The sequence below is a fragment of the Emergencia timonensis genome (assembly GCF_900086585.1).
GTDB lineage: Bacteria > Bacillota > Clostridia > Peptostreptococcales > Anaerovoracaceae > Senimuribacter > Senimuribacter timonensis.
Genome location: NZ_FLKM01000008.1, coordinates 46,144 through 60,359 on the forward strand (window position 1 = coordinate 46,144; position 14,216 = coordinate 60,359).

Annotated in this window: 10 protein-coding genes; 2 read left to right on the plus strand and 8 right to left on the minus strand. The window is 43.4% G+C overall.

Translation table 11 applies throughout. The annotated features are described in order from the left end of the window. Positions 1-13: 13 nt before the first annotated feature. Genes trmB through BN6539_RS01555 form a run of 4 tightly spaced genes read right to left on the minus strand, consistent with a single transcriptional unit; the run spans position 14 to position 3,133 of the window. On the minus strand, positions 14-652 hold the full coding sequence (gene trmB / locus BN6539_RS01540; protein ID WP_067532932.1) for a tRNA (guanosine(46)-N7)-methyltransferase TrmB: 639 nt from the start codon (positions 650-652) through the stop codon (positions 14-16). Continuing rightward, entirely contained in the window at positions 649-1,449 is an 801-nt protein-coding gene (locus tag BN6539_RS01545) for an energy-coupling factor transporter transmembrane component T family protein (RefSeq protein ID WP_067532935.1), read from the minus strand. Before BN6539_RS01545 ends, trmB begins: the two co-directional genes overlap by 4 nt. Further along, on the minus strand, positions 1,449-2,309 hold the full coding sequence (locus tag BN6539_RS01550) for an energy-coupling factor transporter ATPase (protein ID WP_067532938.1): 861 nt from the start codon (positions 2,307-2,309) through the stop codon (positions 1,449-1,451). The genes BN6539_RS01545 and BN6539_RS01550 overlap by 1 nt, the downstream gene beginning before the upstream one ends. Beyond that, complete coding sequence (locus BN6539_RS01555) at positions 2,294-3,133, minus strand: energy-coupling factor transporter ATPase (protein ID WP_067532941.1); 840 nt, start codon at positions 3,131-3,133, stop codon at positions 2,294-2,296. The genes BN6539_RS01550 and BN6539_RS01555 overlap by 16 nt, the downstream gene beginning before the upstream one ends. A gap of 605 nt (positions 3,134-3,738) precedes the next feature. Here BN6539_RS01555 and BN6539_RS23080 point away from each other — a divergent pair. Further along, positions 3,739-3,861, plus strand: a complete 123-nt coding sequence (locus tag BN6539_RS23080; RefSeq protein WP_264473651.1) for a hypothetical protein — start codon at positions 3,739-3,741, stop codon at positions 3,859-3,861. A 112-nt stretch (positions 3,862-3,973) separates the two neighbouring features. On the opposite strand, the gene BN6539_RS01560 is transcribed toward BN6539_RS23080, so the two are convergent. Beyond that, positions 3,974-4,831 carry a YitT family protein gene (locus BN6539_RS01560; RefSeq protein ID WP_067532944.1) on the minus strand — a complete coding sequence of 286 codons (858 nt, stop codon included), beginning with the start codon at positions 4,829-4,831 and terminating at the stop codon, positions 3,974-3,976. 179 nt (positions 4,832-5,010) lie between these two features. Continuing rightward, complete coding sequence (locus BN6539_RS01565; RefSeq protein ID WP_067532947.1) at positions 5,011-6,123, minus strand: GGDEF domain-containing protein; 1,113 nt, start codon at positions 6,121-6,123, stop codon at positions 5,011-5,013. A 277-nt stretch (positions 6,124-6,400) separates the two neighbouring features. On the opposite strand from BN6539_RS01565, the gene BN6539_RS01570 reads away from it, so the two are divergent. Continuing rightward, complete coding sequence (locus tag BN6539_RS01570; protein ID WP_067532950.1) at positions 6,401-9,892, plus strand: M14 family metallopeptidase; 3,492 nt, start codon at positions 6,401-6,403, stop codon at positions 9,890-9,892. A gap of 42 nt (positions 9,893-9,934) precedes the next feature. Here BN6539_RS01570 and BN6539_RS01575 read toward each other — a convergent pair whose 3' ends face one another. Continuing rightward, positions 9,935-11,173, minus strand: coding sequence for a dicarboxylate/amino acid:cation symporter (locus BN6539_RS01575; RefSeq protein ID WP_067532952.1), 1,239 nt, complete (start codon positions 11,171-11,173; stop codon positions 9,935-9,937). A gap of 197 nt (positions 11,174-11,370) precedes the next feature. Further along, positions 11,371-14,094 (minus strand): InlB B-repeat-containing protein, encoded by a 2,724-nt coding sequence (locus BN6539_RS01580; protein WP_067532955.1) that lies wholly within the window; start codon positions 14,092-14,094, stop codon positions 11,371-11,373. Positions 14,095-14,216: the final 122 nt, after the last annotated feature.

The window sequence follows — 14,216 nt, forward strand, 5'->3', positions numbered from 1 at the left end:
TAAAGAGCCTGTATCAGGCTCTTATCTTTACATAATTGATATTCTTCCCCGTACTGGCGAATTTATCTTCGTACTCTGTGGTAATATTTGCATCTGCAAATTCTGATGCGTGAAGATCTCTTGATATTTCCAAAATTTTCAATCCGGCAGTCTCAATTTGATCTAAGGTAAAATCAAATAAACTTTCATTGTCAGTCTTGAATTGGATTGCTCCCCCTTCACGTATCACGTCACAATACTGTAAAAGGCGTTTACCATAGGTCAGCCTGCGTTTTGCATGGCGGTCCTTTGGCCACGGATCGCTGAAATTTAAGAAGATTCCTGCAAGTTCCCCTCGATCAAAGTAATCACGGATATCCTTAATATATTCCAAGAGAAATTTGATGTTGCTGGACTCCATTTCTGTCGCTTTTTCCAAAGCTCTGAGAACTACACTTTGATGTCCCTCTATAGCGATAAAATTCCACTGGGGATATTTGGCCGCATATGTCGTAATAAACTGTCCCTTTCCACAGCCAATTTCTAAATAAATAGGGTGGTCATTGTTAAAAACCGTTTTCCATTTCCCCTTTAAATGTTGAGGATCGTTTATGGTAAGTGCGCTGAAATCATTTAGTCTTTCTTCTATGTTCTTTATTTTTCTCTGTCTCATAGGTATATCCTCTCCAAAATAATCACCACTAAAAATACACCTAAAGTGATCATCGCAGCCACATCTCTACCGGCAAACTTCATCTCGTGCATTCTGGTCCGTCCTTTTCCCCCGCGATAGCAGCGGGCTTCCATAGCCATAGCCAGATCCTGGGCAATACGAAATGCACTGACAAACAAAGGCACGAGAATGGGAATCAAGGATTTCGCTCTACTTAAGATGTTTCCACTTTCAAAATCTGCGCCCCTGGCTTGCTGAGCTTTCATAATTTTGTCCGTCTCCTCTAAAAGCGTAGGAATAAATCGGAGCGCAATAGACATCATCATGGCAATTTCGTGTGTGGGTACGCCGATACGATTCAAAGGCCTCAGCAGCCTTTCAATAGCATCGGTCAGGCTGATCGGCTTTGTCGTCAGTGTCAAGAGAGAAGAACCGATAATCAGAAGCACTAATCTTAAGCCCATAAACGCCGCAGTGTAAAGCCCTTCTACTGTGATTTTCAAAAAGCCCCATTGCCAGATGATTCTGCCGTCCACCATAAAGATATTGAGACAAAAAGTAAAAATGATGATTAAAAGGATTGGTTTCAATCCCCGCAGGATAAAGGCCGGCGGTACCTTTGACACGCCTACAATGATGGCCAGAGCTGCTCCGCAGAATGCAAATCCAATAAAGTCATGGACGATAAACAGCTCTGCGATAAACAGAATGGTCCCTATAATTTTGATTCGTGGGTCCAATCGATGAATGACGGATTCCCCCGCATAATATTGTCCAAGTGTAATGTCTCTTATCATTAAATCATTTTCCTCTGCAGATAATTATATAATTCCTCTTCCGCCTCTTTGAGGGTCAGCACGTTTTCGTTGATGGAGATACCACCTGCTTTTAACTGATACATCAAATTTGTAACAGGCGGCACATTGAGTCCGATAGACTCCAGACGCTGCTTTTGGGAAAAAACTTCCTGAGGCGTTCCCACCATAACCAGTTTGCCATTGTCAAGCACCATGACCTTGTCAGATAAACTGGCTACATCTGCCATATTATGTGAAACAAAGATGATGTTGTTGTTCTGGGCCCCATGTACTTCTTCAATCATTTCGAGGATATCCTGATGAGCGCCGGGGTCCAATCCAGCAGTCGGTTCGTCTAAAATCAAAACGTGAGGTTTCATGGCGATGACGCCTGCAATGGCTACTCTCCTCTTTTGCCCTCCCGAAAGGTCAAATGGAGAACGATCTTTAATGTCCTCGTAATCCAGTCCAACTAATTCCAGCGCTTCCTCTACTCTATCCGCTATTTCTGCTTCAGATAATCCCAGATTTTTCGGACCAAAGGCCACATCCTGCGCTACAGTTTCCTCAAATAACTGATATTCAGGATATTGGAATACCAGTCCCACACGCCGCCTGATCTCTTTTAAGGCGACGCCAGGTGCTGTAATATCTGTATTTCCTATCATAATCGTGCCGCTGTCAGGTTTTAAAAGACCGTTGAGATGCTGCAGCAATGTGGATTTTCCCGATCCTGTATGACCGATAACGCCTACAATTTCGCCGTCATATATATCAAAGTTAATATTGGAAAGTGCCAATTGCTCATCTGGCATCCCTTTTGAATAAATATGTGATAAATTTCTTACTTGTATTGACATACGAATGCTACCAATCCTTCGCTTGTGATTATATTCTGCGGAATTTTAATGCCCCTCTTTCTCAGTCTTCCGGCGAGTTCTACAGCTAGAGGCACGTCCAGATTGGCTTCTTTGATTGTCTCACCCTTAGAAAACACTTCTGAAGGAGAACCATCGAGCAGGATAGTTCCTTCGTTCATAATGATGACACGTTCTGCACGTACCGCTTCATCCATAAAGTGGGTGATTAAAATCACGGTAATGCCTTCTTCATGGAGTTCGCTGATGATCTGCATAATCTCATCTCGACCTTTAGGATCCAGCATTGCTGTCGGTTCGTCAAAGATGATGCATTCTGGCTTCATGGCCACAACGCCGGCAATCGCAATTCTCTGCTTCTGTCCGCCAGATAATAAATGAGGCGCCTTTTTCTTGTATTTACCCATATTGACAGATTCTAAAGCTTGATCGACTCGCTTTCTGATTTCCTGAGGTTCAATTCCCAAGTTTTCAGGACCAAAGGCTACGTCATCTTCTACGATGGAAGAAACCAACTGGTTATCGGGATTTTGAAAGACCATTCCCGCCGTCTGCCGCACATCCCAAATATGATTGTCGTCTTTCGTGTCCCAGCTTTTCACATAAATAGTGCCTCCGCTGGGCAAAAGCAATCCGTTAAGATTCTTGGCCAAAGTAGACTTTCCCGAGCCGTTTTTGCCAATGATGGCAGTAAAACTTCCTTTTTCTATTTCCAAGGAAATCTTGTTAATCGCTTTGATCGGAGTTTCCTCTTCTCCCTGGGTATATTCAAAAATTAAATTGTCAATTCTTATGATCTTTTCCATATGATTCACTCCATAGGATTTTTATTCCTTGTTATTATATCATCGCAAATTGCGTTTCAATGAACGCTTCCACTCGGCAACGCCGTCAAAATCGATGCGTTCATTATAACATGACGCTTCCTTTGAAATAATAATCAAACGTCATGTTTCAATGGTTCCTACCTTGCGATAAAATCGTAAGATCGCGGAACCATTATAACACAATTATTCCTTTGATTATACAATTGCAAATTGTGTTTCAATGAACGTTTCCACTCGGCAACGCCGTCAAAATCGATGCGTTTATTATAACATGACGCTTCCTTTTAAATTATAATCAAACGTCATGTTTCAATGGTTCCTACCTTGCGATAAAATCGTAAGATCGCGGAACCATTATAACACAATTATTCCTTTGATTATACAATTGCAAATTGTGTTTCAATGAACGTTTCCACTCGGCAACGCCGTCAAAATCGATGCGTTCATTATACTACAACACGGCTAAAGACGCAAATGAAAGCATCTCCAACTATTATTCCCGAAAATAATTAACAGTCGATTTTATTTTATCATCAGAATGTTGTTCTGTCATCCGGTAAATACTATAAAAGGAGGTGATAGAAATGTATAACGATAAATTGGCAGAACTTTCTCCGGAGGATCTAAAAATTATCAGTGAGGCAGAGCATAAGCTTGCTGCAAAATGCGGCTGTGATGTAGCACTGATTGCGTACGACGTAAAATAGCTCCTCAACAAAAAAATGCTGTCCAGTGCTTTATCTGGACAGCATTTTTATCATCAAAGAGAATGCTGTTTTAGGATACTGAGGCTGCAATACTGCAAAAACATCAGTGTTCTTATTTCGTTTTAAACCCTGATCCGACTACTTCATTGGACTCCATGATGATAATAAACGCTTCAGGATCGACTTCCTTCACCACATTTCTGATGCCGTACATCTGTTTCGTACTGCAGGCGCACATGACGACATCCTTTTCTTCTTCCGAATAGCTGCCTTCTGCTTTTAGGAAAGTGGAGCCTCTGCCCACGGTTTCGTCAATGCGGTCAGCCACATCGTGGGCATGATCTGTTACAATCAAGGCCATTTTGCCGGCAGAAATTCCATACATGACTTTATCCACCATGATGGAAAGGATAAAGCTGATAATCATCCCATAAATCAGCCCTTCGATATTCTTTGATACGAAAACCGTTCCTGCAACAATCACCAGAGATTCCATGGCAAACGAAATCTTGCCTAATGACAGGTGCGGGAAATACTCTTTGATCGACAACATGATGAAATCAGTGCCTCCAGTAGAGGAATCCCTCATATAAATCAAAGCATATCCTAAGCCTGATAGTACGCCTGTGCAAATAGCCGACAACATTAAATCTCCTTCATAGACTGGAAATCTTGGCGCAACCAGGTCCATAATTACGGAAGTAATTACAATGGTCCGTATCGATCTGATAAAAAAATCTCTTCCTAATATTTTAAAACAGGCGATTGCAACTGGTATATTCAGCACAAAGGCCACGGTACCGATAGGCATACCAAACAGGTGATACAGAATCAAACCGATCCCATTGAAGCCCACCATTGGAAACTCTGATGCCGCCGCAAAATTATAGGTTCCTATGGCAATCAGGATTCCTCCAATGATATCCATTAGTATATCTATGCTGACTTTCTTTACATTTAAATTCTTCATACAAATCTCCCCCTTTACACACAAAACTGAAATTCTTCCTCAAAAAAACATCTGCTGACGCGCTTGGCATCTGCAAATGCTTTCATTTTAGTATATCGCAGTGGACAATCCTTTGTCAACACCGCGGAAATAAGTCCCCCAATTCTGTGAATTCAAAGGGTTTGCTACTTTTCTCCTGTTCAAAAAACCGTAATCTGGTTCTTGCCGTTTTCCTTCGATTGATACATGGCTTCATCTGCCTTCTGCAAAATCTTCTCGGCGTCCCATCCCTGCCGCAGCATGGCCAAACCGATACTGACGGTAATTTTTTGTTTTGAAAAACCATATGTCTGCTGCTGAAATTTCTTTTGAATCTGTTCCAACAAAGAGTAATAGAATTCCAAGTTTCCCTCTGTAAACAGTATGGCAAATTCGTCTCCTCCAAATCGTCCTGGAAGCTGATCCCTGCCACAGATTTCTTTGATCATTGCTGCCAGACACATTAGTACTTCGTCTCCTGCAGTATGCCCATAAGTATCATTTACGTATTTAAAATCATCAATATCTAAAAAGGCCAGCGCCAGATTATCCAAACTGCCACGATCTATTGTGCGGCTCAAGCTGTTGCTAAAGGCTGTAGAGCCATAGATGCCCGTCTTCTGGTCATAGTTCAACAGCTCCTTCATTCGCAATTGCTCCTGATAACCTTCTGCCAGAGCGTCATTTTTCTCCTTTTGATAGTCTATGAGAATTTGAGAAAACTTATGGGCTGTTAAGAGAATGCTTAATGCGACAATAGATTCAGGAATTAAATAAGAGTCCTCACTTGTAGATAATAACACGTTGACAAGTGAACTTACTGCAATACCGACAACACCGATAAAAGTGATGAAGCGCGTCATCTTCCGGTCGCTGAAGATAATTGTCACAAACACAGGTATTGTATATACGGCCAAGGTTACTGCAAAGACATAATGTGTGCAGGATACTACGATGCAAAGCAAAGTCATGAGTACAATTGGGACATAGTTCAGAAGATGAGGATTATCTTTATATCGTTCAATGCCGATAAACCCTATGGTCAAGAGCGTAATGTTGACAATGGTCGGTAAAATTAAAAATCTGGTAAGATATACTGGGATTGGCTGAAAGATTAAATCATGAGAACGCAGAAGAAAAAACATGACGATTTCAACTATAAATACTGCAATTACGCTGATAATGTCTGCTTTAAAAATTAAAGCGCGCCATTTGCGGTAAGTGTCCTGAAAGGCTTCTTCTTTATCTATCACGTCAGGTGATGCCCCTATCATAACGTCTCTCCTCACAATCTCAATTTTTATCTTGATTATTCTACCACAATTTTTTTCTCTTGCATAGAAGAATACTTCGTTTTCTCTTTACCTCTGTCCAAATTGTATTCCAATCAGAACATAACCAGCGTTATTGTATATATTATTGTATTTTTGGCAATATTTTGACAATTATCACCTGACTTATTGACAGCCCAAATTGCATCTGTTACTTTAACACTGTAAACGTTTACAATAACAAACCACATCTCACCGTTTAACAATTACGGAGGTAACCATGAGTAAACTAATGCGAAGGAGAACAGCCAGTCTCCTCTTTGTGAGCATTCTTTCACTAGCACTAGTTGCATCATCCTTTGCTGTCCCGACCATCTCCTTTGGAGATACCGCGGCGGGCAGCGAGGCTGTCATCTTAGACAATACCGGAGAAGGCGAAGATGCGATATCTTTAACTCAAGAACGTTCCTTTATTGCAAAAGTAAAAGTCGATATGACGAAAGAACAACTGGAAAAAGCCATAAAAGATAAGACAATCCGTTGGAATCTCTCTCGTGACAAGGGCATGCAGGATCCAAGCGAATTTCCATACCAATATCTAGGCGGACCAATAGAGGAATGGAAGACTGTAGCGACTACTGTAGAATCCGGCGGGCAAGAGGAAATCGCCATGTTCCAGAACATCACTAACGCAGCAGTGACAGAAGGCGATGCGGTGTATCTGCAGATGAAGTTTGACAGCAAAACTTTGTTTGGATACAACGGTATAGACAACCGCGACCGCGTTTTAGTCAGGAATACCATCCTTGACTATACCGGGCAATATGATTTAACTTGCTATCACGGCAAATCTGCTCTAGGAAGCACCTCGGTCTGGGTACGACCTTACGACTCCTTCCATACACAGAACCAAATAGATGAAGAACTTGCCGAACTAGCGGCAAGAGCCAACTCAGCGGGTCTTTACGCCAAGGTAGAAGCTATCGGTTATTCGGTAAAAGGCAAGCCTATCAATGCACTATTCCTTTCAGCAAAATCTAGCGATCTTTCTAATCATCTCTCTCAAACAGAACGTGCAGAAACAGACCCTGCCCAGGTGAAGAAAGAAGTTGAAGCGGGAACTTTAGATTACAAGGTTCCGGTCGTCTACAGCAATATCCATTCCGATGAAATCATCGGCGCAGACGGCTGCCTTGATTTTGTCGAAGCTGTCGTAGAAGCCGCTGAAGGAGACGGAAAAATCCCTTATAACAAAATTACCGGCCTCACAAGCACCGGGAAGGCGACCCTTCAAGCGGAGATGTCAAAGGACGGTAAGGTCTGGTCAGAATTAATTAAAGATAAGGTCACCGGCGTAGGATTTATTCAAGGGGAAGGCAAGTTCGAGCCATCTAACCCAAAACATACTTCCGACGCAGTTTCCAATATGACTGACGAGGAAATGAAGAAGTATTACAATATATCGAAAAAAGAATTGGACGTAGATGAGATTTTAAGCGATATGTTTTTCATCGTCGTACCATCAGAAAACGTGGATGGCCGTGAAGCTATGACCCGTACCAACGATAATTACTTCGACTTAAATCGAGATAACTCCTATCAGACACAGCCAGAAACGCAGGCCATGACGCAGTTAATTGCAAAATGGAACCCGATTACGCTGTATGAAATTCACGGCTATTATGATGAATTCGTCGTTGAGCCATGCACACCTGCCCATGAGCCAAATGCGGAATACGATTTGTATATCGATACTTCCATAGAGCAGGGAGAAAACTTCGGTGCGGCGGCCATTGCCAATAACGATTCCATCAACAGCTTCCAGCTGACACTGCGCGATTATCTCTCAGTGGACAGCAGCGGAAAGAAGAAGTGGGGCGCCTGGGAGGATATTTCCCCAAGTTACACCCCGATCTACGCATTTCTCCACGGCTGTAATGCCTATACTGCCGAATTCCCTTATGGAAGCCACGACGCACAGCAGGCAGTCAAATACGGCCTAATCGGAAATGTGGATTTTGTTGCAGAAAATAAAGACAGGATGTATCTGAACCAGTTGGAATTCTTCAGGAGGGGTTTGGAAAATATCGATGCAGATACGATTTCGCCTTACTTTGTGAGCCAATATGACGATATCGGCGCAGAAGCGGATAAGTTCCGTAAAAAGTATGAGGAGAACAACAACTTCTTCCCTGAATACTACATCATTCCAATTAGCAGTTCCGATCAAAAGAATACGCAGGCGGCGAAAGACATGGCCGCGTATTTATTGAGAAATGATGTCAAACTGAAACAATTGACAAAGGATGTCACCATACACGGTAAGACTTACAAAAAGGGCTCTATCGTGGTGGACATGCATCAGGCTAAGCGGAACATGGCAAACTCAGCGCTTTACTCCAACATGGTCATCGACACCTGGGATGCCCTTTACTCAGAGCCTTTGACGGCATTTCCGCAGCTTCGCGGATTCGACGCTCATGTGATTACGAAGGTTGGCGCGATCAAGGCTGCAGACACAAGGAAGATTACGAAAGTACCATCAATTAAGACGACTACATCTGGAAGCGGCAGCTATATAATTCTTTCAAACAACAGCGTTGACGCTATTCAGGCTGTCAACAAATTACTAAAAACCAGCAAGACGGTGGGAATGATTACCACTGGTACGAATAAGGGTGACTTCCTGGTGAAGAAAACTGACTTTAACACGGTAAAGAACGATTATGTTCTAGTCGGAAAGGCCGTCTCAAAGATGCCTGCCGCAAGAGTGATAAAAAAAGCCGTCAAGGTCTATATTCCTGGCAGAACCGCCTCTGCCTTTACAACGACGAAGGATGGTAAGGAATACGGCATCAAGAGGTATCAGGACAGGCTCAATACTGCCTTAGGCTGGGATATCTTCGCCTTTGAGAAGCAAATGGGCTTCCAGGTAGTCGATCATCCAGAGAATGCCGACGTGATTGTAGGAAGCCGCACTCTGGGCGAAAAAGAACTGGATCTGATTAAAAAAGGCAAGCCATATATCGGCTACACAGCTAATGCACTGAAAGCTGCAAAAGATCTGGGAATCGACATCGACTATCAGACTGGCGGCAGTTACGATGCATTAACTACGGTGACTTATAAAACAGACAGTTTGATCACTGCAAAATATAAGCAGCAAAAAGATAATATCATGTACGGCTATGGTGGAAACTACATTACACAGGCACCAAAGGGCGCTGAAGTTTTAATCAAGACGACTACAGATTACCCTATCGAAGGCTTTATGGCTGCAGATTACATTGAAAAATACAAAGATACCATTCAGGCAATTGACTACAAGCAAGGCGGCTATCAGATGACCTTATTTGCCAACACCATGACCAACAAAGCCCACCAGCTGGACGACTATCGCTATCTCTCCAATGCCATCTATTCTAAGATGCTGGGAAGTACCTTCAAAAATGCAGATATCATCAAAGGCGTTCAAAAGACTAAGATTACGGCTAAGTCCGCTCTCGCTAAGAAGGGAATCAAGGTCTCGTGGAAGAAGTCTGGAGGCTACAAGGTCGATTATTATGAGGTGTTCAAATCGACGAAAAAGTCCCCGGGATATGGCACAAAGGCTTACTACAAGACGAAAAACGGCAAAACGACTTCCTTTACCGACACTAAAAAGTTAAAAAAAGGAACTCGCTACTATTATAAAGTACGCGGCGTGAGGATCATAGAGAAAACGAAATATTATACCTCCTGGTCCAACAAGGCCAATCGTACGATAAAATAACACCAAATAAACAGGGGCTGCAAGTAGCAGCCCCTTATATTTTTATGCATTTGCTTTTTTTCTTCTCGCCTCTTTCCGCTCTTCCATTTTGCTCACAACGATGGAGCATACGGAGTCTCCAGTTATATTTACGGTCGTCCTTCCCATATCAAAGATACGGTCTACGCCTGCCACCAGAGCAATTCCCTCTACTGGCAAACCGACACTCTGTAAAACCATAGCCAGCATAATCATACCCGAGCCAGGAACACCTGCAGTACCAATTGAAGCCAAAGTGGCCGTTAAGACGATGACTACCATCTGCGACAGTGTCAAATCGATGCCATAGCATCTGGCGATGAAGACTGCACAGACACCTTGATAAATCGCTGTTCCGTCCATGTTGATGGTAGCGCCCAGAGGCAGAACAAAGCTTGCAACCTCTCTCTTTGCGCCCAGCTTTTCGGAACATTCCAGATTAAGAGGCAGGGTTCCTACGGAAGATGCACTGGAGAATGCGAACATCATAGCCGGGGCAATACCTCTGAAAAAAGTTAGCGGATTCACACCTGCAAGCCCTCTGACGGCACCTGAATATACGATGACGACGTGCAGTATGTAGCAGATATAAGCAGCCAGCAATACCATTGCCAGGGAGCCCAATATCTTTGGTCCGTTAGTCGCAACAACCGGCGTAATCAGGCAGAAAACACCGATTGGTGAAAGCTTTAGAATCATCTCCATGATGCGTAAGGATACATCAGACAGGCTGACAATCATCTTGGCAAAAGGTTGTCCCTTCTCTCCAGATAAAATGATGCCAAAGCCAAACAGCAAGGCGATGACGATGACCTGCAGCATATTTGCCTCTACCATCGGCGCCACTGCATTTGATGGGAAAATATTGACCAGCGTCTCCATAAAGCTGACCGGTTCAGTAGCCTCATAGGTCAGGCCGCTTGTTTGAAGCACACTAAAGGTGCCTTTAAACAAGTTCGCAAAGGTCAGGCCGATAACAATCGCTACCGCTGTCGTGCACATATAAAAGACGATTGTCTTTCCGCCAATAGACCCTACTTTCTTGATGTCCTTCAGAGATATGACTCCTGAAATAATCGATGTCAGTACAATCGGCACTACAATAAACTTAATCAGGTTCAAAAAGATAGTCCCAAAGGGCATGATATACGAATCAGCCCACTGCTCTTTGCCAACAGCTATAAATACTAATCCAGCGATGATTCCAAGACCTAAGCCGATAAAAATCTGTATGGCAAGAGATAATTTTCTCTTTTCTTTCATTACGTTCCTCCATATCGCAAATATTCCACTTCGCAGATTTTACTAAATGTCACTGAATTTGTCAATAGTCTTTATGATACCTCTAAGAAACGAGCGGATAGGAAATACGTCCTGCAGACGATATTTCCCGTGTTATAAAAAACAGGCGGTGGAAGGCCGCCTGTTATCATGATACTGTTCACTTATGATTGCACATACTATATTGCGACTCTATAGGCTTTATTAGACCATTTGGTATAGAACTTTGTTCCTCCAATCGTTCTATATCCCCTCACTTTGTAATAATATCTGGTCCCTTTTCGCAATCGCTTTGTATTTTTATATGACCTTTTCGTTGTTTTATAAAAAGGCTTTGTTCCATATCCGCTGTTTTTCTTGGTAGATCTGAAAACCTCATATCCATCGACTTTGAAACCTTTTGATTTGACCCATTTCACTGTAATCGAGCCATGTCTTCGAGAGGATGACAGTTTTAACGTTGTCGCTTTTACGCCTTTTGCAAGACGGGCATTTTTCATAGGATCTTCCTCCCTATAAACAAGCGTATACACCGAAAACAGGTCGGTTTCTACTGTAACCGTAGCTGGGTCATCGTCCAAATCAGGTAGCAAATCGGTCTTTATAGCGCCATTTTCCAGCTTGTGCAGACGTATCAGTGAAAACTGGCGCAAGCCTGACTCGTCGAGAAACGTCTCTGGAATCTGCACTATGACTCTTACTTTCTTTGCCGCATTGGATACTTTGCTTTCCACATTGTCTTTCACTTTTATCAGATTAATATCCAGATTTGCGGCAACCGTTTGACCACTGTCTTGGAGATGCGCCTCCAGCGCTTTAGAAATCACTGCATCCAAATCTTTTTCCGGCACGACAGTCGCTTCCAGTTTAAAAGACACCTTGCTGCCATTTTTGATATCCTGCAAATCCTGATCGTCTAAAAGGCTGTCAGTAACCTCCTTGGAAGCCTCCATGCTCACTGTCGGCGCCTCTATATCGGGAGTTGGCGGAGCTGGCGGAATATAAGGCGGTGCAGGATTGGCTATTGTTTCGAATTCCGCATGAATCCGGTGATCCTCTTTGACATCAGTAAATCTATACGTTCCATCACTAAGCTCCACAGTCTTTCCATCTACTTCCACCGTTAAGATTCTGTAACCACTATCAGGCGTTATCTTAAACTCTGCATCTTCCCCTTGGTTGACGGTACAGGTACCAGATGGACTGATGGCGCCATGTTCTCCTGCGGTTGCCGTGATCGTATTCGTCAAGTTGCCAATTTTCCATATTGAAGCGGATTCTCCCACTTCATAGGATAAAGTCCCATTCTGCAGAGAAAACCAGTCTGCGGCTGAATCAGTGTCGTCACAAGTGATTAAAATATCTCCTTGTGAAAAACCTTGGGCAATTAGCTGCGTTGGCCGATTTTCCCCTTTATACAAGAAAGCCGTTAAATGTTGCGGTTGGTTCAATGTTATGGTGTCAAAGCAGGTAATTGTATTTGTAACTTTGCTTTGGTACAACAGCAGATCAGATTCGCCAGCGATAGACTCTGGATTTTTATTGCTGACAATCATTCCGCCCCATACATTTTCCAAAATAGAATCATTGATTTCTACTCTACAGGCGTCTGCCGTTGCCGTACTGCCTTTCCCGCTATCTACATCTCCACCTGCATAGATGGTAGCGTGAAAAGTTTCTTCATAACCCGCATAGTTACATCCTTCGTAGTCGGTAATATTTATCTGTGATTCTCCTGTTACTGCACTTCCGCCATCAGAGGCCTCGCCGCTGCCATAGATATTGCCGGCGCCGGAGCCGCCGCTTATGCTCAACTGCACCGGGCCGCTTATGTCTGCATTTGCACCTTCTCCAGAGGCAGAACCGCCGCTGATGACCGATCCGGCCACCAGACTTCCAAATTGTTCATCTATTGGTATTATACAGTTTTCTATTTGCAGCTCTACAGATCCGGTTTTAGCGGAACCTCCACTAGAGGCATTGCCGCCGCCATGGACATAGCCGTATAGGTTAGAACAGTCCTTCAAGTGTATCTTGGCACTGCCTGCTACGTCAGCCTGACCGCCATCATTCGCACGGCCTCCGCCGATGAGGATCATAACTTCTGAATCATCTACCTTCGTTTCAACGGAACCTACATGAGCAGTCGCATTAGGACCGCTGGCATATCCGCCGCTGTAAACTTCTCTTATATCTGCCTTCTCGAGCTGAAGAGAAACCGATGATTTCACGACAGCTTCTGCGTTTCCAGTAGCTGTTTTGTCTACAGTCGCAGAGCCGCCGCCGTTAACTTCGCGTATCCTTCCTATAGCATGAAGGCGAACCTGACCTACATTGGCCGCAGCATCATACTTGCCTGTCACCTGCGCAGAACCGCCGCCATAAAAAAATTCATGGTTACTCTTTGGCACAGCCGGTACATTCACTGTCACGGTCCCACTGACGTTGGCGCTGGCGTTTCCGTTTTTTGCGATGGCGTAACCGCCGCCATAGATAGTATTGGCATTGGTATTTCCTTTGACGGTAATAGAAACGTTTCCCTGGACGTCAGCGGCTTTTGAACCGTCGGACCAACCGCCTCCGTAAATCCTGCTGTAAGATGCACCATCCACGGTGATACTGACGTTTCCAGTAATGGACTCATTCTTTCCGCCGCCATAGATGGTAAGATTCCCTACTTTTTCTTTCAGTAACTCTTGACTGCCGTCATCGCGGTAAACATTTGTATCTCCTGCTTTATCCTTTTTTATCAAAATGGGAACACCATAGGTGTATAAAGTATTATTTTCCAGCTTAATCTGCGGTTCTGTCTTGCTGTCCTCTACCGCATAACTGATACTACTGCACCCTGTAATGAGTATCAGAATCATGAGAATCGATAATAATTTGTAGCAACTTTTCATTTTTACCTCCAAAAAAGCACCTTATTCATGTTATGATTGTCTTCTCCACATGTATCATCTTCAAGCCGAAAATGTAAGGAAACATAAAAAAACCCGAAAAGCAATCGGGAATATAAAACCAT